Origin of the sequence: Stutzerimonas stutzeri (assembly GCF_018138085.1) — a bacterium.
GTDB lineage: Bacteria > Pseudomonadota > Gammaproteobacteria > Pseudomonadales > Pseudomonadaceae > Stutzerimonas > Stutzerimonas stutzeri_AI.
On record NZ_CP073105.1, the window covers coordinates 2,654,390 to 2,678,287 of the forward strand.

19 protein-coding genes are annotated in these 23,898 nt (G+C 63.9%); 15 read left to right on the forward strand and 4 right to left on the reverse strand.

The features are described 5' to 3' along the window. The first annotated feature begins 108 nt into the window (after positions 1-108). The 5 genes from KCX70_RS12180 (at position 109) to KCX70_RS12200 (ending at position 6,699) form a co-directional block, all read left to right on the forward strand. A complete protein-coding gene (locus KCX70_RS12180; RefSeq protein ID WP_212617709.1) occupies positions 109-1,449 on the forward strand; it encodes a short-chain fatty acid transporter in 1,341 nt (446 codons plus the stop codon). 461 nt (positions 1,450-1,910) lie between these two features. Beyond that, positions 1,911-3,449, forward strand: a complete 1,539-nt coding sequence (locus KCX70_RS12185) for an MBOAT family O-acyltransferase (protein WP_212617710.1) — start codon at positions 1,911-1,913, stop codon at positions 3,447-3,449. 21 nt (positions 3,450-3,470) lie between these two features. Beyond that, complete coding sequence (locus KCX70_RS12190) at positions 3,471-5,390, forward strand: HAD-IIIC family phosphatase (RefSeq protein WP_212617711.1); 1,920 nt, start codon at positions 3,471-3,473, stop codon at positions 5,388-5,390. Then, on the forward strand, positions 5,387-5,635 hold the full coding sequence (locus tag KCX70_RS12195) for an acyl carrier protein (protein ID WP_212617712.1): 249 nt from the start codon (positions 5,387-5,389) through the stop codon (positions 5,633-5,635). The genes KCX70_RS12190 and KCX70_RS12195 overlap by 4 nt, the downstream gene beginning before the upstream one ends. Positions 5,636-5,637: 2 nt before the next feature. Next, positions 5,638-6,699, forward strand: coding sequence for a hypothetical protein (locus KCX70_RS12200; protein ID WP_249121637.1), 1,062 nt, complete (start codon positions 5,638-5,640; stop codon positions 6,697-6,699). Positions 6,700-6,818: 119 nt separating this feature from the next. Here the strand turns inward: KCX70_RS12200 and fahA are convergent, their stop codons facing one another. After that, complete coding sequence (gene fahA / locus KCX70_RS12205; protein ID WP_212617713.1) at positions 6,819-8,126, reverse strand: fumarylacetoacetase; 1,308 nt, start codon at positions 8,124-8,126, stop codon at positions 6,819-6,821. A gap of 1 nt (position 8,127) precedes the next feature. Continuing rightward, on the reverse strand, positions 8,128-9,432 hold the full coding sequence (gene hmgA, locus KCX70_RS12210) for a homogentisate 1,2-dioxygenase (RefSeq protein ID WP_212617714.1): 1,305 nt from the start codon (positions 9,430-9,432) through the stop codon (positions 8,128-8,130). Between the two features lie 103 nt (positions 9,433-9,535). On the opposite strand from hmgA, the gene KCX70_RS12215 reads away from it, so the two are divergent. Together KCX70_RS12215 and KCX70_RS12220 are read left to right on the forward strand one after the other, a co-directional pair. Then, a complete protein-coding gene (locus KCX70_RS12215) occupies positions 9,536-10,315 on the forward strand; it encodes an IclR family transcriptional regulator (protein ID WP_212617715.1) in 780 nt (259 codons plus the stop codon). 380 nt (positions 10,316-10,695) lie between these two features. After that, positions 10,696-11,844, forward strand: coding sequence for an HDOD domain-containing protein (locus KCX70_RS12220; protein ID WP_249121638.1), 1,149 nt, complete (start codon positions 10,696-10,698; stop codon positions 11,842-11,844). Between the two features lie 40 nt (positions 11,845-11,884). Here KCX70_RS12220 and KCX70_RS12225 read toward each other — a convergent pair whose 3' ends face one another. Next, complete coding sequence (locus KCX70_RS12225) at positions 11,885-13,879, reverse strand: sensor domain-containing diguanylate cyclase (protein WP_212617717.1); 1,995 nt, start codon at positions 13,877-13,879, stop codon at positions 11,885-11,887. Positions 13,880-14,141: 262 nt separating this feature from the next. After that, the gene (locus KCX70_RS12230) at positions 14,142-16,079 is read right to left on the reverse strand and encodes a sigma-54-dependent Fis family transcriptional regulator (RefSeq protein WP_212617718.1); all 1,938 of its coding nucleotides are present in this window, start codon (positions 16,077-16,079) and stop codon (positions 14,142-14,144) included. A gap of 394 nt (positions 16,080-16,473) precedes the next feature. Between KCX70_RS12230 and KCX70_RS12235 the strand changes: the two genes are divergently transcribed. The 8 genes from KCX70_RS12235 (at position 16,474) to KCX70_RS12270 (ending at position 23,892) form a co-directional block, all read left to right on the forward strand. Continuing rightward, entirely contained in the window at positions 16,474-16,977 is a 504-nt protein-coding gene (locus KCX70_RS12235; RefSeq protein ID WP_212617719.1) for a transcriptional initiation protein Tat, read from the forward strand. 57 nt (positions 16,978-17,034) lie between these two features. After that, positions 17,035-18,612 carry a GMC family oxidoreductase gene (locus KCX70_RS12240; protein WP_212617720.1) on the forward strand — a complete coding sequence of 526 codons (1,578 nt, stop codon included), beginning with the start codon at positions 17,035-17,037 and terminating at the stop codon, positions 18,610-18,612. Between the two features lie 23 nt (positions 18,613-18,635). Beyond that, a complete protein-coding gene (locus tag KCX70_RS12245; RefSeq protein WP_212617721.1) occupies positions 18,636-19,625 on the forward strand; it encodes a thiamine pyrophosphate-dependent dehydrogenase E1 component subunit alpha in 990 nt (329 codons plus the stop codon). A 456-nt stretch (positions 19,626-20,081) separates the two neighbouring features. Continuing rightward, positions 20,082-21,152, forward strand: a complete 1,071-nt coding sequence (locus KCX70_RS12250; RefSeq protein ID WP_102851449.1) for a 2,3-butanediol dehydrogenase — start codon at positions 20,082-20,084, stop codon at positions 21,150-21,152. A gap of 13 nt (positions 21,153-21,165) precedes the next feature. Beyond that, a complete protein-coding gene (locus KCX70_RS12255; RefSeq protein WP_212617722.1) occupies positions 21,166-22,188 on the forward strand; it encodes an alpha-ketoacid dehydrogenase subunit beta in 1,023 nt (340 codons plus the stop codon). A gap of 5 nt (positions 22,189-22,193) precedes the next feature. Next, positions 22,194-22,427 carry a lipoyl domain-containing protein gene (locus KCX70_RS12260; RefSeq protein WP_212617723.1) on the forward strand — a complete coding sequence of 78 codons (234 nt, stop codon included), beginning with the start codon at positions 22,194-22,196 and terminating at the stop codon, positions 22,425-22,427. A 2-nt stretch (positions 22,428-22,429) separates the two neighbouring features. Beyond that, positions 22,430-23,131, forward strand: coding sequence for a 2-oxo acid dehydrogenase subunit E2 (locus KCX70_RS12265; RefSeq protein ID WP_212617724.1), 702 nt, complete (start codon positions 22,430-22,432; stop codon positions 23,129-23,131). After that, positions 23,128-23,892 carry a lipoate--protein ligase family protein gene (locus KCX70_RS12270; protein ID WP_212617725.1) on the forward strand — a complete coding sequence of 255 codons (765 nt, stop codon included), beginning with the start codon at positions 23,128-23,130 and terminating at the stop codon, positions 23,890-23,892. Before KCX70_RS12265 ends, KCX70_RS12270 begins: the two co-directional genes overlap by 4 nt. Positions 23,893-23,898: the final 6 nt, after the last annotated feature.

Genomic DNA, 23,898 nt, shown 5'->3' on the forward strand with positions numbered 1-23,898 from the left:
AGGGCCACGACCCCGGCTGGCACCAAGGGTCGCAGGCAGAGCCTGCTCCTACAGAAGCCTTTAACAGCGACAACCACTACAAGCAGTAATAAAAACAAGGACCAATCCATGCTCAATGCCATCACTTCAGCGAGTGTGAAGCTCGTACAGCGATACCTGCCCTCACCTTTCGTTTTCGCGATACTGCTCAGCCTTATCGTGCTCGCCGCCAGCATGTTGGTCACCGGCCAGGGTCTACCGGCCATGGCCAAGCACTGGGGTACGGGTTTCTGGAACCTGTTGACCTTCGCCATGCAGATGGCGCTGATTTTGGTGACCGGCCACGCCCTGGCCAGCGCACCGGCCATTCACCGTCTGCTCGCCGGCCTGGCACGGACAGCGCGCACGCCAGGCCGTGCGGTAGTGTTCGTCACGCTGGTCGCTCTTGCCGGGTCCTGGATCAACTGGGGCTTCGGCCTGGTGATCGGCGCGGTATTCGCCCGCGCCCTGGCCCGTGAGGTCAAGGGTGTCGACTATCCACTGCTGGTCGCCGCAGCCTATTCGGGCTTTCTGATATGGCACGGCGGGCTGTCCGGATCGATCCCGTTGTCGTTGGCCACCGGCGGCGCGGATCTGGAGCGCATGACCGGCGGTGTGGTCACCGGCGCCATCGGTGTCGGCGACACCCTGTTCACCCCCATGAACCTGACCATCATCGCCCTGCTGGTCATCGGCCTGCCGATCCTCAACTGGGCGATGCACCCGAAGGATCCCAAGGTCGCCGACCCAACGCTGCTCACCGACCCGGCACATGAGCCGCTGCCTCGCAACACGCTGGCCCAGCGGATGGACGACAGCCGTATTCTCAATCTGATCATCGTCGCGCTCGGCGTGGTGTACTTCGGCTATTACTTCTCCGAGAACGGCTTCGCCCTGACCCTGAACATCGTGATCGGCCTGTTCCTGTTCGTCGGTCTGGCGTTGCACGGCTCGCCCGAACGCTACATGCGCGCGGTGCAGGACGGCATCGGCGGCATCAGCGGTATCGTCATCCAGTTCCCGTTCTATGCCGGGATCATGGGCATGATGGTCGGGGCCAACGCCGACGGTCTGTCGCTCGGCAAGCAGATCACCGACACCTTCATCGCCTGGTCCTCGGCCGATACCTTCCCGGTGCTGGCGTTTCTCAGCGCCGGATTGGTCAACGTCTTCGTGCCGTCCGGCGGCGGTCAGTGGGCAGTGCAAGGCCCGATCATGCTGCCCGCCGGCCAGGCGCTGGGCGTGGCGCCGGCCGTCACGGCCATGGCCATCGCCTGGGGCGACGCCTGGACCAACATGATCCAACCATTCTGGGCGCTGCCCATTCTCGGCATCGTCGGCCTCGGTGCGCGCGACATCATGGGCTACTGCCTGCTGATGCTGGTCTATTCAGGCGTGGTGATTTCCGGCTGCCTGTATTTCTTCGGCTGACCCAAAACGGGCTGGCGCCGCAATGGCCCAGCCCTGGCGCCGCGGTTATCCCCTTCTCCCGGCTAAACGATCCCGCGCCGGAGGTCCTTTTCGGCGTCGGGTCCGTTGCCGAACATGCGGCAAGCCGTCGCGCTGTCGTTCTGCTGGGTCCTTTCGCCGCTCTAGCATGGCGTTTCGCTCGATTTACCCCGCCCCCTATCCGTCCGTCCGGGCGTGTCACGGCCAGATGAGCGGTGCAACCTTTCCTTACAAATCTGCGTCATAGTTCACAGACAGAGCCAAGCATCCGTGCAGTGAAAAGGAATTAGGTCTGCCGCAGCGCCGCGCAACGCGGGCTGCAATTGGAGTGTTTCAGCGAGCGCACCGACAGATCGTCGTCGTCGGGCCGAGTGATTCATCCGTGCAATCGCCGTTCTGTTCCGAAGAGCGGCCGTGGATGTTCAGGGATAAGGGAAAGGACGATGCTCTTCAATTCCGCGGTGTTCATCGCCGGATTCCTTCCGGTGGTTCTTCTGGGTTTCATTCTTCTTGCAGGTACTGGCAGGCAACGTTACGCAGCCATCTGGCTGACCCTGGCGTCGCTGGTGTTCTACGGCTGGTGGAACCCTGCCTACGTACCGCTGCTGGTCGGCAGCATGGTGGTCAACTACCTGATCGGTGGCTACCTGATGCGACGCCCTTCGCGGGCGGCGCTGGTGCTCGGCGTCGCCGCCAACGTGGCCTTACTCGGCTACTACAAATACACCGGTTTTTTGTTAGGCAGCCTCGATGCAGCCTTTGGCCTGGGCTGGTCAGTGGGCGAGATCGTCCTGCCGCTGGCGATTTCGTTCTTCACCTTCCAGCAGATCGCCTATCTTGTGGATGCCCATGACGGTGAGGTAACCGAGCACGACTTCGTCAACTACTGCCTGTTCATCAGCTTCTTCCCGCAACTGATCGCAGGGCCGATCACCCACCACGGCGAGATGCTCAAGCAGTTCAATGACTCGAGCACCTTCCGCCCGCGCATCGACAATATCTCGCTGGGGCTCACGGTATTCCTGCTCGGCCTGTTCAAGAAGGTCATCATCGCCGACCCCTTGGGCGCGAAAACCGCGCCGATCTTCAGCATCGCCAGCGACGGTATCGTTCCGGCGTTCTACGACGCCTGGTTTGGTGCCCTCACCTATACCTTGCAGATCTACTTCGACTTTTCCGGCTACAGCGACATGGCCATCGGCCTCGGCCTGTTGTTCGGCCTGCGGCTGCCGGTCAACTTCAACAGCCCGTTCAAGGCGCACAACCTGATCGACTACTGGTCACGTTGGCACATGACCCTGACGCGCTTTCTCACCGCCTACATCTACAACCCCATCGTCATGCGCATCACGCGCTCGCGCATGGCCGCCGGCAAACCGCTGCCGCGGCGCGGCAAGATGAGCCTGAGCACCTTCGTCGTGCTGGTCGCCTATCCCACGGTGCTGACCATGTTCATCTCCGGCGTCTGGCACGGTGCCGGCTGGCAGTTCGTGGTGTTCGGCCTGCTGCATGGCTTCTATCTGGTGGTGGCCCACGGTTTCCGCGCGTTCAAGGCACGCAAGGGCCTGCCAATGGACAGTGACAAGCCCCTGTATCGCGCCGCCGCCGTCTTGCTGACCTTCCTTTGCGTAGTCGTCGCGATGGTGTTCTTCCGCGCCGACAGCGTTCCGACCGCCCTGGCGATGCTGGCGGGCATGGCCGGCCTGAGCGAGCTGAGCACTGACTTCGACAAGTCAGACTACGTCCCGATAGTGCTGCTTATGGCATTCGTCTGGCTGATGCCCAACGTGCAGCAATGGATGGCGCGGTTTCGCACCTCGCTGGATGCCCAACCGCGCGAGCACTGGCTGCTGCGTTGGTTCCCGTTCGCGATGTGGGCCCCGGCGCCCGCCGTGGGGCTGGCCATCGGCGTGCTGGGCTTCTTTGCATTGGCCGTGGCGTTTTCCGTGGCCCCAACCGAGTTCCTCTACTTCCAGTTTTGATATTCAAGGAGTGCAAGCCTGATGGATCAGCTTCTCTGGCTACCGCAACACTCGGACCTCAGTGCCGCCATCGGCGAGGCCAAGCGCGAAACCGACCCGATCGCACGGCTGGCCCAAGCCACACGACTGGCCGGCTACCGTCGCGACTTCACTCAGACCACACGCCTGGATCGGCTGGCCAGCGAAGGCTTGCAGGCGCTGACCAAGAGCGAGACGCCGACACCGGGGCTGCGTTCGCTGCGCATCGCACTGCTGGCCTCGCACACCGTGGATCACTTGGTGCCGGCCATTCGGGTCGCCGGTTTGCAGCGCCGCCTTGCCATCTCGGTGCATGTTGCGCCGTACGGGATGTATCGTCAGGCACTGCTCATGGAAGACGCCGAGCTGACCCGCTTCGCCCCGCAGTTGATCGTGCTGGCGCTCGACGCTCGCGATGCGCCACTACAGCTTCCCCTCGAAGCCTCGCAGGCGGAGGTCGACGCCGCGGTGACCGGCCGTGTCGACGAGTTACGCCTGCTCTGGCGCCGTGCGCGCGAGCGCTACGCCGCGCAAGTGCTGCAACAAACCATAGTGCCGGCCGATCCGCCGCTCTTCGGCTCGTTCGACGCATTGGTACCGGCCTCGCCCTGTGCCGTGATCGAACGCTTGAACGCCGCGATCCGCACAGCGGCCCGCGAAGACGGCGTACTGCTGATGGATCTGGCGTGGGAGGCGGCACGCGGGAGCTACGGCGATGGTCTCGCCGAACCGGTGCGCTGGCATCAGGCCAAGCAACTGGTCAGTCCCAACCTCGCGCCGCTGTATGGCGACCAGCTGGCTCGCATCGCCGCGGCGAGCGTCGGCCTGTCGCGCAAATGCCTGGTACTGGATCTGGATAACACCCTGTGGGGTGGCGTGATTGGTGACGACGGTGTCGACGGCATTCACCTTGGCCAGGGCTCGCCCAGCGGCGAAGCCTTCCTGGCCTTCCAACGTTACGCTGCCCTGCTTGCACGGCGCGGCATCATCCTGGCGGTGTGCAGCAAGAACGACCTGAGCGTCGCCGAAGCCGCGTTCAACCATCCGGAAATGGCGCTCAAGCGAGGCGACATCGCCGCTTTCGTCGCCAACTGGGCAGACAAGGCCGGAAACCTGCGGCGCATCGCTTCGATGCTGGATATCGGCCTCGACAGCCTGGTGTTCGTCGACGATAACCCGGCCGAGCGCGACATCGTGCGCCGTGAGCTGCCCGAGGTGGCAGTGCCCGAACTGCCAGACGACGTTGCCGACTATCCCGCACGGGTGGCTGCGGCCGGCTACTTCGAAGCCATTTCCTTCACCTCGGACGACGCCACCCGCGGGCGCAACTATGCGTTGAATGCCGAGCGCAAGGCCGCCATGAGCCAGGCGACCGATATGGAAGGCTACCTGCGCGGATTGGAAATGGTGATGACGGCGACCCGGATCGGCGCCGCCGAGCTCACCCGCAGCACCCAGCTGATCAACAAGACCAACCAGTTCAACCTCACCACGCGCCGCTACAGCGAGGCGGAAGTGGAACGTATCGCCAACGACCCCGGCGCGGTGGCGCTGGCCATCCGGCTGGCCGACAAGTTCGGCGACAACGGCTTGATCAGCGTGGTGCTGGCGCGCCCCGACAGCCGTATCGGCGCGGATGAATTGCTGATCGACAGCTGGCTGATGAGCTGCCGGGTGCTCGGCCGGCAAGTCGAAGACGCCGTGCTCGAGGTGCTTGCCAGCGCCGCAGCCGCAGCCGGTTACCGCGCGTTGATCGGCGAGTACCGCCCCACTGAGCGCAACGGCATGGTCGCCGAGCACTATCCGCGGCTCGGGTTCGCCCAGCACCCGCCACTGGCCGATGCGACAAGCGACGCCACCTTCTGGCGCTACGCGCTCGACTGCACCCGCCCCCCCCATCATTTCATCGAGGTATCAGCATGACCGAAGCAGAAGTTCTCAAGACCTTGACCCCGGTTTTTCACGACGTGTTCGATGACGACAGCATCGTCCTGTCACCGGAAATGACCGCCAATGACATCGACGGCTGGGACAGCCAGACCCACGTGATGCTCACCGTAGCGGCGGAACAGCGCTTCGGCATCAAGTTCCGCACGGCCGAGCTGGAGTCGCTGCGCAACGTCGGTCATTTCGCTCAGGTCATCAGCGCCAAACTCGAAGGAAAATAGCCATGGCCCATACCGCTGACTACCCCAAGGACGGCAGCACCCTCGAAAATGGAAAGGCACGCACGGCCAGCGCGCCGGGCCAGGTGCGTCCGCGGTATTTGCTGTCATTGTTTTCCGGCCTGTTCGGGGCCCTGGTGGTGTTCTGCCTGACACTCTTGGTGCTGGACCGAACCGGCAACCTGCCGCCACCAGCGTTCTCGAACATCTCTTGCGCCGACGAGAAGCTCAGCTTCATGCGTGGCAACCCGATCCAATCGCCGAACCTGCTGATAATCGGTTCGTCCGTCGCCTGGCGCCACGTCGACGGCAATGTACTGATGCAGGCCATGCCCGACGTGCGCCCGATGAACGGCGCGTTCTGCGGCCTTTTCGCCAACCAGTCGACCTACGTCGGGCACTGGCTGCTCGATCGCGAGCCCAGCATCCGCAGCGTCGTGATGATTGCCGATCCGCAGGATTTCGCCGGTTGCTGGCGAGTCCCCACCGCCGTGTTCAACCGTGAGCACGTCGATCCGTACGTTTATGAAAACGCATCGCCCTGGGGTCACTACCTGCGCTATTTCTCGCCGAAGTCCTTGCTGCGAAACGCGCTAACGATCAAAGCGCAGCGGGCCGGAGAGATCGAATGGGATCCGCTGGTCTTCAACCGGTTCGGCGACGGCCCGCTGGTTACCGCCAACACCCGCGAACTCCTGTACGGTCGCCCGGAGCCGCTCGATCGCAGCTGCTTCCAGGCGCTGCGGGACATGGGCACACGCCTGCAGAAAGAGGGACGACAGCTGATGGTGGTCTCCACCCCACTGCACCCTAAGTGGAAAGAAAAGTACGACCCGGACGGCACCTTCCTGGCTGACTTCGACCAACGCATTCTGGACGCACTGAGCACCAGCGGCGGCAGCTACTGGAACGCCGACAAGGACTGGAGCACGCCGGAGGCCTCGTTCGTCGACGCGGTTCACATGCGCTGGTCGGCGGCCCAGGAATTTACTGCCGCGCTCGCCAAGCAGATGAGGAGCGCGGCAACCGGTCCTGCGGAGTCGCTGGAAACCGCTGGGGTACCTTGATCGCGAATGCAAAAATCGTTTACGGCTCGACTGGAAGGGGCACTTTTTCGCGGTCAAGACCGCTCCCACAGACGGTGTGCGGCTGCCACCGCGACAGCCGGGCCGTGTCGTCGTCAACCTCAGCGTGAAGCGGGCAACACCCTGCCGCGACACTCGCCAAAGCCGATCGATGCGTAGCCCTCACGCTGACAGCGCGCCTTGAAGATGATCTCGTCGCCGTCTTCGAGGAAGGTCCGGGTTTCGCCACTCGCCAGTTCCAGCGCCTGCTTGCCGCCCGCGGTTATCTCCAGCAGGCTGCCGCAGCTATCGGTGGTCACGCCGGACAGCGTGCCCGAGCCGAACAGGTCGCCCGGTTGCAGACTGCAGCCATTGACGCTGTGGTGAGCGACCATCTGGGCCACGGTCCAATACATGTTGCGCGTGCTGCTCAAGGTAATGCGTTGCGCTGGCAACCCCTTGTCGCGCATCGCCTGGGTCTGTAGCAGCACCTCCAGTTCGATATCCAGCGCGCCCTGCTGCTGATCTCGTTCGTCGAATAGATAAGGCAGCGGTTGCGGGTCGCCTTCGGGACGCGTGGGCTGCGCGCTGCGGAAGGGTTCCAGGGCTTCGGGCGTCACCACCCAGGGCGAAACGCTGGTGGCGAAACTCTTGGAAAGAAACGGTCCCAACGGCTGATATTCCCAGGCCTGCAGATCGCGCGCAGACCAGTCGTTGAGCAGACAGAAACCGGCGACGTGCACGCCCGCCTCGCTGATCGGAATGGCCTCGCCACGGGCATTGCCTTCACCGATCCAGATGCCCAGCTCCAGCTCATGGTCCAGACGCTTGCTCGGACCGAAGCTCGGCTCGGTGGCACCGGGCGGCAGGGTCTGGCCATTGGGTCGTTTGACCGTCGCGCCGGAGACATCGATCGTCGATGCGCGACCGTGGTAGCCGATGGGTACGTACTTGTAGTTCGGCAGCAAGGGATTGTCCGGACGGAACAGTTTGCCGACGTTGTTGGCGTGGTGAATGCCCACATAGAAATCGGTGTAGTCGCCGACTTTGGCCGGCAGGTGCATCCGGCACTGGCTCATCGGCTGCAACAGGGTCTCGCCCATGCCTTGCAGGCGCTCGCGCTGCTCGCTGCTCTCGATGAGCAAGCCTTGCAGGGCCTCGCGCAACGCCTTGCGTGCCGATGCGCCCAGCGCAAAGAACGCGTTGAGGCTGCTGGCACTGGCGGCCTTTGCGGCTTCGGCCGCGCGCCCTTCGAACAGACCGGCCTCGCAGGCCACGCTCAGGTCGAAAATGTAGTCACCGATCGCAACGCCGCCGCGTGGCTGCTCGCCGTCCCGGCTGAAGACCCCCAGCGGCAGGTTGGCAAGGGAGAAATCCGAATGCCCGTTGGCCGATTCGACCCAGCTGCATGGTTGTGTCTGTGCGCTCATGTCAGTTCCCATTCTTGTCGAAAGTCTTGGTCAGGCCCGCCCAGCAGCTGTCGTAGTCATCCTGCAACAGCGGGCTTTCCAGCGCCTGACGTGTTGGCCGAAGCACCTGGCCGGTTTCGAACATGAAAGCCATGGTGTTCTCGATCTTGTGCGGTTTGAGTTCGGCATTGATCGCCTGTTCAGTGGACACGTGATCCGGCCCGTGAGCGCTCATGCAGTTATGCAGCGAGGCGCCACCCGGCGAGAATCCATCGGCCTTGGCGTCGTAGGCGCCGGCGATCAGCCCCATGAATTCGTTCATCAGGTTGCGATGGAACCACGGCGGCCGGAAGGTGTTTTCCGCCACCATCCAGCGCGGCGGGAAGATGACGAAATCGATGTTGGCCATCCCGTGGATGGCACTGGGCGAAGTCAGCACCGTGAAGATGGATGGGTCCGGGTGGTCGAAGCTGACCGTGCCGATGGTGTTGAAACGGCGCAGGTCATATTTGTAGGGCACGTTGTTGCCATGCCAGGCGACCACGTCCAGCGGCGAGTGATCGAGCTCGGTAGCCCAGAGTTCACCGAGAAATTTCTGTACCAGCTGCACCGGTTCGTCGCGTTCCTCGAACTGCGCGACGGGCGCGAGGAAATCCCGCGGATTGGCCAGCCCGTTGCTGCCAATCGGCCCCAGATCCGGCAGCCGCAAGGCGCAACCGTGGTTCTCACAGACGTAGCCACTGGCACTGGCTTCCAGCAGCTCGACGCGGAACTTCATGCCGCGCGGGACTACCGCGATCTCCAGCGGCGCCACGTCCAGCACGCCCAGTTCGGTGACCAGCCTCAGCGTGCCCTGCTGCGGGACGATCAGCAGCTCGCCATCGGCATTGAAGAACACCCGCTCCATCGACTGGTTGGCCGCATAGCGGTAAATGCTCGCGCCCGTCGGCTGGTTCGGTTCGCCGTTTGCGGCGACGCACATAAGGCCGTCGATGAAGTCGGTCGCGCCATCGGGCAGCGGCGCAGGATTCCAACGCAGGCGGTTAGGCGTGACCGCGCCCAGAGCCGCATTCAGCTGGCGTTCCAGTCGCTGGTATTTACCGTGATTGGCCGAAGGACGGATGCGGTACAGCCATGTCCGCCGCGCCTCGCTACGCGGAACGGTAAAAGCGGTACCCGAAAGCAGCTCGGTGTAGAGCCCGTACGGCACCTTCTGTGGCGAGTTCTGCCCTACCGGCAACGCGCCGGGCAACGCCTCGCTGCTGAACTCGTTACCGAAACCGGACTGGTATCGATGAGCCTGTGGGTCTTGTTCTTGGATAGGCATGGCGATCTCTCGATTTGCGTAATCGGTTTACGCAAAAAGTAATTTGAAGTCCTCCCATCGTCAAGCTATAAACAGCGCCTTTATCAGGCAGGCAGTCGAGCTCATGGCAGATAGCAACGCGCAACCAGCGCCACGGCGGCAGAAAGTGCAGGCTGCCGAAGTGGGAACGGACATCCTCACGGCGTTGGCCGAACTGGCGCCGGCGACTTCGCTGTCGCGTCTGGCCGAGCACGTCGGCATGCCGGCCAGCAAGGTTCATCGGTATCTGCAAGCCTTGATGGCGAGCGGTTTTGCCGAACAGGATCCACTGACCAATCATTACGGGCTGGGCCGCGCCGCGTTGTTCGTCGGGCTGGCAGCGCTCGGTCGGCTGGACGTGGTCAAACTGGCCACCCCTCATCTGGTACAACTGCGCGACGAACTCAACGAGACCTGCTTTCTCGCGGTGTGGGGTAACCGGGGCCCAGCGGTGGTGCATGTCGAACAAGCGGTGCGCGCGGTCACCCTCATCACCCAGGTGGGCTCGGTGCTGCCATTGCTCGGGTCGTCCACGGGCCTGGTATTCAACGCCTTCATGCCGAACGCCGAAACCGCCGAGCTGCGCGAAGCGGAAATGAAGCTGCCCTCCGCCCCCTCCTCCGAGGCGCTGCTCGCGACGATGAACGAGCTGCGGCGCACGCATGTCCAGCACGTGCACGGCCTGCTGATGGCCGGCGTCAACGCGCTGTCCGCGCCGCTGTTCAGCCATGGCCAGCGGCTGGCAGGCGTCATCACCGTCGTCGGCGCGGAGCCCGGTTTCGTGGTCGAGCCAGGCGGTCGCGAAGCGCAGCGACTGCTGCAGGTCGCCGGGGAAATCAGCGCTCGGATGGGCGCTGATGTTTAGACGGATCTGGCACAGCGTGATCAAGCAACAGCGTGACGAGCGCGGCGTGTGGCAAGCCTGATTGCCATGGCTGCGCCCGGAGCTGGCCGCCTGCGCCTATGGACTCTGTAGCCGCCTTTTTCCGAACGGCCCGTTGGCGGCTATTTCTTCCCTGGCCTTTTCTCAGCGGTCCTTCATTGATCCGTGCAGGTGCGACAATCTGACCTGACAGTCACATATCGATTGCGTTGCAAAATTGCGGCTGGAATTTTGGAACCCATCGAATGGCCAAGCGCTCGGTCTCGCCACAACAGCCTCACCCTATCAATGGCGGGGATCTCAGACCGGGCTCTGTTTCCTATGTTCTGGTCGCCTACAGCGAACCCTGGCGAGCGGACCAGATGGCCCAGCTGATCGAAAACCTGGCGCCCAGAACCCGGGTCATCCAGGTGCATGACGGCCATTCGGCGCTGACCGCCTGCCGACGGCAAACGCCCGGCCTGTTGATCGCCGACGGCGAACTGGACGAGCTGGATGGGTTCTCGCTACTGGCCCAACTACGCCAAGCCACCTCTACCCGCCTGCTGCCGTGCATATTGATCAGCCAACGGCTGGATGCCCATAGCGTAAGGGCCGCCCGCCCGCTACGGCCCCACGCCTATCTGGGCAAGCCCTGCAACCTCGACGAACTGCAGCGGCGCCTGCTGACACTGTTGCCGCGAGCGACGCGAGGCCTGCATACACAGGCGGATACACCGGGTCCCGACCTGGACGCGTTCCTCGAGCGCATGCGCAACAACAACCGCGGCGCCCCAATGCTCGAAGCGGTCCAGATCGCGATTCAGGAATGCCTGAGTGCCGACGACAGGGATCTGGGCGTTATCGAGGCGCAGCTCTCGAAAGATCAACAGGTCACCGCGCGGCTGATTCAACTCGCTAACAGCGCCGCGCAGCATCAGGCCAGCATCTGCCAGTCGCTGTCCCAGGCATTGCCGAGGCTCGGCCTCAAGCGTGCACTCAATCTGGTCCTGGCCATGGCACTGCAGCACAGCGCCATCCTTGGCGACGAACGTCTGTCGCGCCGGGCCGCCACCATCTGCGCGGAGGCCCAACGCGCGGCGCAGTTAGCCGAGTGGCTCGCGCGCAAGGCCAGGCTCGACGTCGAGCTCTGCTATACCGCAGGGCTGCTGCACAACATTGGAGAGCTTGCGCTGCTACGAACGTTGCAGGATTGGCTCGACAGCGGTGAAGCGCTCGACGAAGAGCGGATCGAGTCGGTGCCCAGCGGGTATGCCGCCGGTTTCGGATCGGCCTTGCGCTCGCGGTGGGCGCTCCCGCTTCAGTTGCGCCAGGCGACCAGCGCCTTCTACGGGCTAGGCGCCGATGTATTCAGCCGCGAAGCGCTGGTGCTGAACCTGGCCGGAACCTTGATGCGCCTGCCGCCGGATCGCACCCCGGATAGCCTGCGTGACGAACGTACCGTGAGGCTGCTTCGGCTGGATGCAGCGATCCTCGACGAAGTCGCTAACGCGGTGCCAGCGGCAGGTTGATACCTCGCGCCAGTCGCGTTGCGCCCAATGCCATGCGTGGTCAGGTACGCGCCTCGACCTGTCCGGCCTGGATGTCGCTTGCAGCGACCACACGATTCCTTCCACGCTGCTTGGCTGCGTACAGCGCCTTGTCGGCCTTGTTGTAAAAGGCAGCAAAGTCTTCGCCGGCTGCAAGCTGCGCGACGCCCAGGCTCGCGGTGATGGTCACCGTGAGCTCTCCCGACGAGACAGCGCCTTGCGCAATGGAATGCCTAAGCCGCTCGGCAATCTCCATCGCGTCCGCTTCGGTTGCGCGTGGCATCAATACCGCGAACTCCTCGCCGCCCAGGCGGGCCAACACGTCGCCGGCACGAAGTGCGCGCTGGCAGGATCGAGCCACCATCCGCAGCGTCTCATCACCCATCGGATGGCCGTAGTGGTCGTTGATGCGCTTGAAGTAATCCAGGTCGATCAGCGCCAGCGACAACGGCTGACCATGGCGAGCCAAGTTGCTGATCTCGACACCAACCGCCTCGGTGAAGAATCCCCGGCTTTTGGCGCCAGTGAGGAAATCGGAGGTGGCCAGCCGCTCGAGCTCGCGTCGCGTCAGGTCTTCGCCGATCATGCTGCCGATCAGCCGTGCCACCAGCCTTATGAGCTCGCCATCCCTGCGGCTCGTGTCGTCCCATGCGGGCGTGTTGAAGACGAAGCCAACCGCACCATGGCGCGACCCGCCGATCACCACCGGAACGGCTGAAACGGCATAGTCCGTGTCATGCATGTACAACTGCGAAATCGACACGAACGAGCGCAACTCCACGGCGGTCGCATCGTGCTGGGCTTCGTGCAGGGCCGCAGCGAACAGCTCGCTCAGTTGGCTCCGGTCCAGCCTGGCGCCTGTGGTCGGCGATGCGCTGCAATGGCTCACGCTCCAGCCGTCGGCCTCCAGGCCGGCATACAGCGCATAGTCAGCCGCCAGATACTCCCGGCTCAAGGTCAAAGCAGCGTCGATTCGCTCGTTGAGCGAAGCCGGTTTCACTGCGATGTCGTTCAGCGTGCGCAGCCCTTGAATAAGCGCCAACAAGCGATTGCGGAAATCGAACTGCAAGGAAATCGATCGAGCCAGCAACCCGGCGCCGAGCATGACCAGGAGCGAGATGCCAGCAGACCATCCCTTATACCGCTCCCAGCGCTGGTGGTGCTCGGCGAAGACATCCTCGACATCGAGGGCGACTACGACTGATTGTGACAGCGCCGCCAGGCGCCGGTAGACGTAGATCTTGGGCCGGCCGTCTATCGGGCTGAGCGCCTGGAAGCTGCCGTTGGGGCGCGAGCCTGGCTGCACGAACGGCAAGCTGGCCGGAAGGGTGACGCCGATCGCGTCCGATTCTGCCACTTGCCCGCTTCCGCGCGCTCTCAGGACGCCATCCGTTCCGACCAGCATGATGGCGCTGTGCTCGCCCAAGTGCACGCCATCGAAAAATCGCGAAAAATAGGCCGGGGCCAGCGATATGACCAGTACCCCGACCAACGTCTGGCCGTCCCTGATAGGTCGCGTGACCTGAATGGTATGCCGCCCGGATACGCGACCGGTCACCGGTTTGCTGATATGCAAGGTGTCCTGTGTCGACGCGCGGTGCACTTTGAAGTGTTCGCGGTCGGACAGATCGATCGCCTCGGTCGTCGGCCCCAGGCTGGAGTATCGCAACAGGCCGTCCGCGCCGATCACAGCGACCTGCATGAGCAGGTCGTTGTAGAACGCACTCTGCAGCGCTCGTACGCGTTCGTCGAAGTGCACTGGGCCCCGCTGCCATTCGGGGCGCAACAGCTTCAACGCCGTATCGGCGTCATGAAATGTACTGGCGGCGTTTTCCTGGAATGCCAGCGCTAGATTCGCCGCTTCGTCCACTGCCTTCTGTTCGATGAAGTCTCGGTTGCGCTGTTGCTCGATCAGAAGAACGGACCAGATCAAAGCCATCAGCACGAACGCGATTCCTGGAATCGTTGCCGGATGGGAAATGATCTTTCCGAGCGAGGGATTCGCAGACAGCGGCATGCTTTCACCGGTTTAGTAGCCTAGTGCCACTAGCATAACGTAGCTGGACAGCCTTCCGAAGCACGATCCTCCATCGCATTAGCGGGTATCACAGCCAAAACGCTATAAGCGCCACGGCCACCGTGCCTCAGGCTGGTATCGCCGCAACACTGGGCACACTTCCGGCTGCTCGCAGAACGGGAGCACCCGGGCGCTCGGGCAGACCAGCGCTACCCTGCGGCAACGCCTTAACAGTTCGGCCGACGCCCGCCGACAACGATGGTCATCTAGGAGGCTCGATACCCAGCACCCGCATGCGGCGATACACCGTGGGGCGGGACACACCGAGTTCCCGTGCAACGGCGCTGACGTTCCAGTGTTCACGACGCAGCAGCTCGCGCAGCGCCAAAGCAGGCTCGGGCTCGGGCACCGCGTCGCCGGCGTCGTCACGGCAGCGCGCCAGAATTCGTGGCAGGCACTCGTCCGGCAGGTCCTGGACGGTGATCTCGTCTTCTTCGCAGGTCGCTAGCGCGTACTGCAGCACATTGCGCAGTTCGCGGATGTTGCCCGGCCAGGGGTAGGCCAGCAGCGCACTCATCGCATCACCGCGCAGATGAGGGTTGCCCGGGCGCCCTTCGGCCAGCTCGGCGAACACGCGATCGATCAGGAATGCCTTGTCCGCCCGCTCACGCAACGGCGGCAGCTTCAGCGACGCGCCGTTCAGGCGGTAGAACAGGTCCTCGCGAAACGCCCCGCTCTCGACCATCTGCCGCAGGTCGCGGTGGCTGGCGGCGACCACTCGGATATCCACTTTCACCGGCTTTTCAGCACCGAGCGGCATCACTTCCTGCTCGGCCAGCACGCGCAGCAATCGGGTCTGCAAATGCAGCGGCATGTCGCCGATTTCGTCGAGGAACAGCGTGCCGCCGTCGGCCTGCTGGATCAGCCCGCGCATGCCCTTGCTGCGCGCCCCGGTAAAGGTGCCGGGGGCGTAGCCGAACAGCTCGCTTTCGATCAGCGATTCGGGCATCGCGCCACAGTTGATCGCGACGAAGGGCTTGCTGCGTCGGCAGCCGCTTTCATGCAGCGCCTTGGCCAGGCGTTCCTTGCCGGTGCCGGTTTCGCCATTGAGCAGCACGTTCAGCGGTTCGCTGCACAGGCGTTTGGCGCGGGCAAGCATCTTGCGCATGACCGGGTCGTCGTCGGCCAGGGCATCGAGCGCGGAATGCCCGCCGGGCATGCTGCGCTCGGTCGGCTCTGAAATCTGGCGACGCGGCTCCATCAAGGCAGCGAAGAACAGCTGGTGGCGGTGGGTACGGAAGGCACGGACCTGGTCATGGCTGGCGTAGGGAATGCTCAGCACATCGTTCAGCTCGCAGTCGAACAGCTGATCGATCCGCGCCTGCGCCAGCGTGCCGAAGGGCCCCTGCGTCATCAGCCCGTGCTCGGCCAGCAGGCCGCGCGCGGCGGTGTTGCCGGCCAGCAGCTCGCCGTTGTCGCCCAACGCCAGCAGGTAACGGCGGTTGATCAGGACGAACTCGCGCGAACCGTCGAAGCCAAGAATCGGCCGGTCGCGGTAAACGCGCATGAAGTAGGCATCCTCGATCATCCGTGCGTACTGCTTGACCAGTTGCAGGGCGAAGGTCTGCGAGTCCTTCGTCGGCGGCGAATGCAGCGCTGAAATGTCGAGCACGGCCAGCAATTGCCCCTGCGGGTTGAACATGGGGACTGCGGTGCAGGTGAGATTGGTGTGCCAGACGCTGAAATGATCGTGCTGGTGACAGGTCAGCGCCTGCTGTTCCTTGATGCAGGTGCCCACCGCGCAGGTGCCGGCATGGTCTTCGCCCCAGTCCGAGCCGAGGAACAGGCCGGTCTTGCGATGGGCCTTTTCATCCGCCGGGTCGCCGAGAAACTGTACGGCGATGCCGCGGTTGTCGGTCAGCAGGATCACGTAGCCCAGCTCGGCGATCTGCCGGTAGAGCTGCTCGACGCCGGCACGGGCGACGTTGATCAGCTCGTCGGCCTGATCCTGATGCTCGCGCAGCACTTGCCGCGGAACGAAGCGCGCCTCGGCGGGACGCGCCGGGTCCAGTCCATAGTCATGTACACAGCGGCGCCACGAGCGGGCGATGATCGGGTCGCGATCACCCGGCAAGTGCGGCGCATTGGCCAAGGAAAGCACCGCGTCGATATGACTTACGGGACCGGACAGCATGTTCATGCACTCTCCTCGAAGCACTGGCATCGGCTCGATGCCAGTGCTTCCGGCATAACGTTTTATTGTTGTTCAACGATGTTCAGGATAAACCATTGAGAGGGTCTGGCCAGCCTAAACTTTGGATGCATGGCTTGGCGCTATTCGTAGCTTATTCAGGGTGTAAAGAGCTTTACAACGCTTTACAGGTGTAACGCCGAAACAGCGTTACAGGATGGTTACAGCAGGGTGATTCTTAAATCAGATTTTCTTTTGAATCATTAAGTTAGGCATATAAAACGGAACATTAAAAAGTTGGCATGACAACTGCTCGATTTGTTTTGCGGAACAACTCTCGCATAACAAGATCACCGCAGCCTGATTGACCTCAGAACTGCTGGTAATAATCAGGAGTCATGTCATGCATAATTCCCTGGGCAAGCGCGACACGCTTAACAGGCGGCGCTTTCTTTCCCTCTCTGGCCAGTCCCTGGCCGTCATGGGCCTGGCTCAGCTCATCCCGGTAAACCTGCTTGCCGAGGAAAAGCTGCCGGACCTTCCCGAAGGCCTGTTGCGCATGGGCCGGGACATCTTCCCGCACGACTTCATCAGCGACCGTCACTACATAGAACCGCTGCTCGGACTGGTGGACGAACAACCAGACCTGGTCGCCAGCGGCCTGAGCCAACTGCAAACGCGTGCAAGTCAGGCGCACGAGGCGCGCTTCGAGCAGCTTGCCGAGGCCGATCGGGTCGTTCTGCTGACCGAAATCGAAACCACCCCCTTCTTCAAGGCCGTGCGCAGCAGCCTGATGTTCGGCCTGTACGACAACAAGACCCTGTTCCCGCTGTTCGGCTACGAGGGCTCGTCCTGGGAGAAAGGTGGCTACGTCAATCGCGGCTTCGACGATATCGACTGGCTCTGAACGACACCCCCTTCCCGCCGAGCGGGACCACAACAAAAACAAGATGAGGAATACCCCATGGCAACTTTCGCTCAGGACGACGATGGCGTCGTGGTGATCATCGGCTCCGGCGCAGGCGGCGGCACGATGGCCAACGCCCTGGCCAAACAGAAGATACGCAGCGTCGTGCTCGAAGCCGGCAAGCGCTTCAGCCTGGAAGATATCGAGAACGACGAGTGGGCGATGTTCAAGAAGATCTCCTGGCTCGACAAACGCATCGCCGCAGGCGGCTGGCACCTGGCCGAGAACAACCCCAACCTGCCCGCCTGGATCGTCAAGGCGGTCGGCGGCAGCACGGTGCACTGGGCCGGCATCGCCCTGCGCTTCCGTGACTTCGAATTCAAGATGCAGAGCATCAATGGCGACATCGCCGGCGCCAACCTGCTCGACTGGCCGGTGACGCTGGAAGAGATGGCGCCCTGGTACGAGAAGGCCGAGAAACACATGGGCGTGACCGGGCCGAGCACCGGCATGGCCTACCACCCGTGGCACAACTCCTTCAAGGTGCTGGCCACCGGCGCCGAGCGCGTCGGCTACAAGGAGATTCTCTCCGGGCCGATGGCGATCAACACCGAGCCCTACGACGACCGCGCCGCCTGCCAGCAGATCGGCTTCTGCATGCAGGGCTGCAAGATGGGCGCGAAGTGGTCGACGCTCTACACCGACATCCCACGCGCCGAGGCCAGTGGCTATTGCGAGGTGCGCCCGCAGTCGATGGTGCTGCGCATCGAGCACGACGCCAAGGGCAAGGTGAACGCCGTGGTATACGCCGACGCCGACGGCAACATCCAGCGGCAGAAGGCCCGGGTGGTCTGCGTGGCAGGCAACTCCATCGAATCGCCGCGGCTGTTGCTCAACTCCGCATCCTCCATGTTCCCCGACGGGCTGGCCAATTCCTCCGGCCAGGTCGGGCGCAACTACATGACCCACACCACCGCCGGCATCTTCGCGGTTATGCCCAAGCCGGTGCACATGTACCGCGGCACCACCTGTGCCGGGGTGATCTCCGACGAGTCCTACAACGACCCTTCGCGTGGCTTCGTCGGCGGTTATCGCCTGGAGATTCTCGCCCTCGGCCTGCCGTTCCTCTCGGCCTTCCTCGACCCGACGCCCAAGGGCTGGGGCAAGCAGTTCGCCTCGCGAATGGAGAACTACGACCGCATGTCCGGCGTCTGGCTGTGCGGCGAGGATCTGCCGCTGGAGAGCAACCGCATCACGCTGCACGGCAGTGAAAAGGACCAGTACGGCCTGCCGATTCCGGTGGTGACCAAGAGCGATCACCCGATGGATGCCGCCATGCGCAAGCACGGCGTCGCCGCCACCGCGAAGTGCTACGAGGCCGCCGGTGCCACCGATGTCATCGAGCTGCCGCCCTACCCGGCCAGCCACAACATGGGCACCAACCGCATGAGCGCCAAGGCCCGTGACGGGGTGGTGAACAAGTGGGGCCAGAGCCATGACATCCCCAACCTGTTCATCTCCGACGGCAGCCAGTTCACCACCAGCGGCGGCCAGAACCCCACCCTCACCATCGTCGCGTTGGCCCTGCGCCAGGCCGAGCAGATCGGCCGTCTGCTCAACGAACGCGCGATCTGACCACTACTTCAAGGGAGTCGACCATGACCCAGCCCAACCAGTCGCAGCGCCTGTGGATGTACGAGCAGATGCTGACCAGCCGCTACATGGAGGAATCCATCGAGCGCATCTACATGGAAGGCAAGACGCCGGTGTTCAACATGGCCAAGGGGCCGATCCCCGGCGAAATGCACCTTTCCAACGGCCAGGAGCCCTGTGCCGTGGGTGTCTGTGCGCACCTGAACGCCGAGGACATCGTCACCGCCACCCACCGCCCGCACCACATCGCCGTGGCCAAGGGCGTGGACCTCAACGAGATGATGGCCGAGATCTTCGGCAAGGCCAGCGGCCTGTCCGGCGGACGTGGCGGGCACATGCACCTGTTCGACGGCCGGGTGAATTTCTCCTGCTCGGGAATCATCGCCGAGGGCATGGGCCCGGCGGTCGGCGCAGCGCTGTCGCGGCAGATGCAGGGCAAGCCCGGCGTGGCCGTCTCCTTTATTGGCGAGGGCGCAGCCAACCAGGGCGCCTTCCACGAAACGCTGAACCTCGCGGCACTGTGGAAGCTGCCGGTGGTGTTCGTCATCGAGGACAACGCCTGGGGCATCTCGGTGGCCAAGGCCAGCGCCACCTGCATCAAGCAGCACCATGTTCGCGCGGCGGCCTACGGCATGCCCGGTGTATTCGTCGAGAACAACGACCCGGACGGCGTGTTCCGAGCCGCCGCCGAAGCCATCGAGCGCGCCCGTGCAGGCGGCGGCCCGACCCTGATCGAAATCGAGACTTACCGCCTGGCCGGCCACTTCATGGGCGACGGCGAAACCTACCGCCCCGAGGGCGAGAAGGACGGCCTGATGAAAAAGGACCCGATCCCCGGCTACCGCCAGCGCCTGATCGACGAAGGGGTGATGAGCGAGGCGCAGGCCGAAGACATCGCCGCCCGCGCGCGCGGGCGCATCGACGAGGCCATCGCCTTCGCCCGGGAAAGTCCCTATCCGCGCCCCGAAGAGGCGATGGAAAAGGTGTTCGTGTAAGGCCCATGAACCGTAGGAGTGGGCGTGCTCGCCAGGCACCGGAGCAACCGTTTCGCGATCGAGATCGCTCCCACAAAAAGCGGCACGCGGCAAACCGAGACACGTAGGAGCGGGGTTGCTCACGAACGGGCATCGGAGCCACCGCTTCGCGATCGAGATCGCTCCCACAAAAAGCGGCACGCGGCAAGCCGAAACCTGTAGGAGCGGGCTTGTTCGCGAACGGGCATCGGAGCCACCGCTTCGCGATCGAGATCGCTCCCACAAAAAGCGGCACGCGGCAAACCGAGACACGTAGGAGCGGGCTTGCTCGCGAATGGACACCCGAGCCACCGATTCGCGGCCAGGGTCGCTCCTACAAAGGCGGCACGCGGCAAACCGAAACCTGTAGGCGCGAGCTCGCTCGCGAACAAAGTCAGCCAGAACAACAAGAGGAACGCCATGAATAGCCAAGCCACCATGACCGCCGCCGTCTGGCACGGTCGCAAGGACATCCGCCTGGAGCAAGTCGCGCTACCGGGTTCGCCGCAACCGGGCTGGGTGCAGATCCGCGTGCACTGGTGCGGCATCTGCGGTTCCGACCTGCACGAATACCTCGCAGGCCCGGTGTTCATCCCGGTGGACGCGCCGCACCCGCTCACCGGCATCAAGGGTCAATGCATCCTCGGCCACGAGTTCTGCGGCGAGATCGTCGCCACCGGTGAAGGCGTCGAGGGCTACGCGCCGGGCGACAAAGTCGCCGCCGATGCCTGCCAGCATTGCGGCCAGTGCCGCTTCTGCAAGACCGGCCAGTACAACCTCTGCGAACAGCTGGCCTTCACCGGGTTGATGAACAACGGCGCCTTCGCCGAATTCGTCAACGTGCCGGCCGAATTGCTCTATCGCCTGCCCGAAGGTTTTCCGCTGGAAGCCGGCGCGTTGATCGAGCCATTGGCGGTCGGCATGCATGCGGTGAAGAAGGCCGGCAGCCTGCTCGGCGAAACCGTGGTGGTGGTCGGCGCCGGCACCATCGGCCTGTGCACCATCATGTGCGCCAAGGCCGCGGGCGCCGGTCAGGTCATCGCCCTGGAAATGTCCGCCGCGCGCAAGGCCAAGGCGCTGGAAGTCGGTGCAAACCGGGTCATCGACCCCAGCGAGTGCGACGCCATCGCCGAGATCAAGGCGCTCACGGGCGGCTACGGAGCCGGCGTCTCCTTCGAATGCATCGGCCACAAATCCACCGCGAAACTGGCCATCGACGTGATCCGCAAGGCCGGTCGCTGCGTGATGGTCGGCATCTTCGAGGAACCCTCGGAATTCAACTTCTTCGAGATCGTCGCCACCGAGAAACAGGTGATCGGCTCGCTCGCCTACGCCGGCGAATTCGCCGATGTCATCGCCCTGATCACCGACGGCCGCATGGACGTCACCCCGCTGATCACCGGGCGCATCGGCCTGGACAACATCCTCGAACAGGGCTTCGAGGAGCTGGCCAACCACAAGGACCGCAACGTCAAGATCATCGTCAGCCCCAGCGCGCTGGCCGGCTGAAAAGGAGAACCTCATGACCACTGCCACAACTGAGAAAAAACTCACCGTCGCCCGCGCCATGGCCGCTGCCGTGGCGCAGGAGATGCGCCTGGACCCGAAGGTGTTCGTGATGGGCGAGGACATCGGCCAGCTCGGCGGCGTGTTCGGCAATACACGCGGGCTGTACGAGGAGTTCGGCAAGGAACGCATTCGCGACACGCCGATCTCCGAGACCGCTTTCATCGGCGCCGCCGTAGGCGCTGCCTCGGACGGCATGCGGCCGATCGTCGAGCTGATGTTCGTCGACTTCTTCGGCGTCTGCATGGACGCCATCTACAACCTGATGGCGAAGAACACCTACTTCTCCGGCGGCAAGGTGCCGGTGCCGATGGTGTTGATGGCCTCCACCGGCGCCGGCTACTCGGACGCTGGGCAACACTCGCAATGCCTCTACGGCACCTTCGCCCACCTGCCGGGCATGAAGGTGGTGGTGCCGAGCAACGCCTACGACGCCAAGGGTCTGATGACCGCGGCGATTCGCGACGACAACCCGGTGGTCTACCTCTTCCACAAGGCGCTGCAGGGCATGGGCTGGTTGGGCACCGAGAAAGGCGCCACGGTGCCGGTGCCCGACGAGCCCTACATCGTCGAGATCGGCAAGGCCAAGACCGTCCGCGAAGGCCGCGACGTCAGCCTGGTCAGCCTTGGTGCCGGGGTGCATCACGCCCTGCGCGCGGCTGCTCAGCTGGAGAAGGACGGTGTCAGCGCCGAGGTCATAGATCTGCGCAGCCTGGTGCCGCTGGACCGCGGGCACGTCATCGCCTCGGTGAAAAAAACCGGCCGGTTGATCGTCATCGACGAGGACTATCACAGCTTCGGCGTCAGCGGCGAGATCATCGCCAGCGTCGTCGAGCACGATATCGGCATGCTCAAGGCACGCCCGCAGCGGGTGGCCTTCCCCGACATCCCCATCCCCTTCACCCCGGTCATGGAGCAATGGGCCCTGCCCAACGCCGACAAGATCGTGGCCGCTTATCACGCCATGCATAAGGAATGACATTTATGAGTACCCCCATCGTGATTGCAGACGACCTCTGGGAAGGCGACGCCGAAGCGGTGATCACCTCCTGGCTGGTCAGCGACGGTGCCGAAGTGGCCGCTGGTGACCTGGTCGCCGAGGTCATGTCGGAAAAGGCCCAGTTCGAGATCGAAGCGCCGACCGCCGGCGTGCTGAAGATCCTCGAGGAAGAAGACGCGGTGATCGCCAAGGGTGCGGTCATCGGCCAGGTGGAATAGCCATGACTCAACTGGAGAATCTGCCCGAGCGCGCCCCCGAACGGGTGCCGCTCAAGGGCATGCGCAAGATGATCGCGGCGAAGATGCACGAAAGCCTGCAGACCACCGCGCAGCTGACCCACCACAGCGAATGCCGGCTGGATGCGCTGAAAACCCGTCGGACCGAACTGAAAGCCGAGGGCAGCGCGGTCTCCGTGCAGGACCTGTTGCTGCTCAAGGTGATCGAAACCCTGCAGGCCTATCCCGGCCTCAATGCCACGCTGGAAGACGAGGTGATCCACCAGCATGCAGCGGTGCATCTGGGCCTGGCCATTCCGCTGCCGGGCGATCTGCTGGTCGCTCCGGCGCTGTTCAACGCCGAGCAGCTGGATGGCGAAGCCCTGTGTCAGGCGCGCAAGGCGCTGGTGGACAAGGCGCAGGCCGGCAAGCTGTCGGTCAAGGAGCTGACCGGCGCCACCTTTACCGTCTCCAATCTGGGGTTGTCGCGGGTGCATCACTTCACGCCGATCCTCAACCCGCCACAGGTGGCGATTCTGGGCGTTGGCGGCATTCAGCGGAGGCTGGAGCTCGGGCCGAGCGGCGAGCTGGTGGAAGTCGAGTGGATGGGCCTGTCACTGACCTTCGATCACCGCGCGGTCAACGGATCGCCGGCAGCTGAGTTTCTCGATGATCTCTGCCGGCGCATCGAGGAGCACGCCGCATGAACGGCATCGCCCGGTTCAGCGTGGGCGCCGGACTGAATGCCGAGCGGGCCTTGCTGCAGCGCGTCTGCGATGGCCTGTTCGACTGCCAGCTGCTGCTCTGGCGGCCGACCGGCCAGGCATTGGTGATGCCCGGCAGCTTCGAACGCCGGCCCGGTTTCGCCCTGGCCAGCCAACGCTGCGCGGCGCAGGGCTGGCCGATCCTGTTGCGCGACACCGGCGGCGAGCCGGTGCCGCAATCATCGGCGGTGCTCAACGTTGCACTGGCCTATGCCCTGCCGGCCGGTGACGAAGCCGGCAAGCGCATCGACGTCGCCTATGAGCGGCTGCTCGAACCGCTGGCGCTTTGGCTGGCGGAGAACGGTCTCAAGGCCGGAGTGGGCGCGGTGCCCGGCGCGTTCTGCGACGGTCGCTTCAACCTCACCCTGGAATCTCGCAAGCTGGCCGGTACCGCCCAGCGCTGGCGACGCAGCCGTGATGGCCGCTCGGTGGTGCTGGCTCACGCGGCGCTGCTGGTCGAGGACTGGCGCGAAGCCATGGCCGATGTGGTGAACCGCTTCTACCACGCCTGCGCCAGCGACCTGCGCTGCCAGGCCGAAAGTCACTTGGCGCTTGGCGAGCGGCTGGCCGATCCCTGGGCAACCGCGGCATCGCTGCCCGAGAGCTACCAGCGCGTCCTCGCCTGGCAGGGCCTGGAACTCGGCGCCCGCACCACCTATCCGCCCGAAGGCCTCGCCGCCGGACGGCACTCCCCCTTGCTTTGAATAACA

Coding starts and splice junctions, on each gene's coding strand:
- hmgA (WP_212617714.1), bottom strand. CDS start 9,432: ATGCCTATCCAAGAACAAGACCCACAGGCTCATCGATACCAGTCCGGT.
- KCX70_RS12225 (WP_212617717.1), bottom strand. CDS start 13,879: ATGCCGCTGTCTGCGAATCCCTCGCTCGGAAAGATCATTTCCCATCCG.
- KCX70_RS12255 (WP_212617722.1), top strand. CDS start 21,166: ATGACCACTGCCACAACTGAGAAAAAACTCACCGTCGCCCGCGCCATG.
- KCX70_RS12240 (WP_212617720.1), top strand. CDS start 17,035: ATGGCAACTTTCGCTCAGGACGACGATGGCGTCGTGGTGATCATCGGC.
- fahA (WP_212617713.1), bottom strand. CDS start 8,126: ATGAGCGCACAGACACAACCATGCAGCTGGGTCGAATCGGCCAACGGG.
- KCX70_RS12245 (WP_212617721.1), top strand. CDS start 18,636: ATGACCCAGCCCAACCAGTCGCAGCGCCTGTGGATGTACGAGCAGATG.
- KCX70_RS12185 (WP_212617710.1), top strand. CDS start 1,911: ATGCTCTTCAATTCCGCGGTGTTCATCGCCGGATTCCTTCCGGTGGTT.
- KCX70_RS12265 (WP_212617724.1), top strand. CDS start 22,430: ATGACTCAACTGGAGAATCTGCCCGAGCGCGCCCCCGAACGGGTGCCG.
- KCX70_RS12235 (WP_212617719.1), top strand. CDS start 16,474: ATGCATAATTCCCTGGGCAAGCGCGACACGCTTAACAGGCGGCGCTTT.
- KCX70_RS12220 (WP_249121638.1), top strand. CDS start 10,696: ATGGCCCAGCTGATCGAAAACCTGGCGCCCAGAACCCGGGTCATCCAG.
- KCX70_RS12230 (WP_212617718.1), bottom strand. CDS start 16,079: ATGAACATGCTGTCCGGTCCCGTAAGTCATATCGACGCGGTGCTTTCC.
- KCX70_RS12260 (WP_212617723.1), top strand. CDS start 22,194: ATGAGTACCCCCATCGTGATTGCAGACGACCTCTGGGAAGGCGACGCC.
- KCX70_RS12190 (WP_212617711.1), top strand. CDS start 3,471: ATGGATCAGCTTCTCTGGCTACCGCAACACTCGGACCTCAGTGCCGCC.
- KCX70_RS12200 (WP_249121637.1), top strand. CDS start 5,638: ATGGCCCATACCGCTGACTACCCCAAGGACGGCAGCACCCTCGAAAAT.
- KCX70_RS12270 (WP_212617725.1), top strand. CDS start 23,128: ATGAACGGCATCGCCCGGTTCAGCGTGGGCGCCGGACTGAATGCCGAG.
- KCX70_RS12250 (WP_102851449.1), top strand. CDS start 20,082: ATGACCGCCGCCGTCTGGCACGGTCGCAAGGACATCCGCCTGGAGCAA.
- KCX70_RS12180 (WP_212617709.1), top strand. CDS start 109: ATGCTCAATGCCATCACTTCAGCGAGTGTGAAGCTCGTACAGCGATAC.
- KCX70_RS12215 (WP_212617715.1), top strand. CDS start 9,536: ATGGCAGATAGCAACGCGCAACCAGCGCCACGGCGGCAGAAAGTGCAG.
- KCX70_RS12195 (WP_212617712.1), top strand. CDS start 5,387: ATGACCGAAGCAGAAGTTCTCAAGACCTTGACCCCGGTTTTTCACGAC.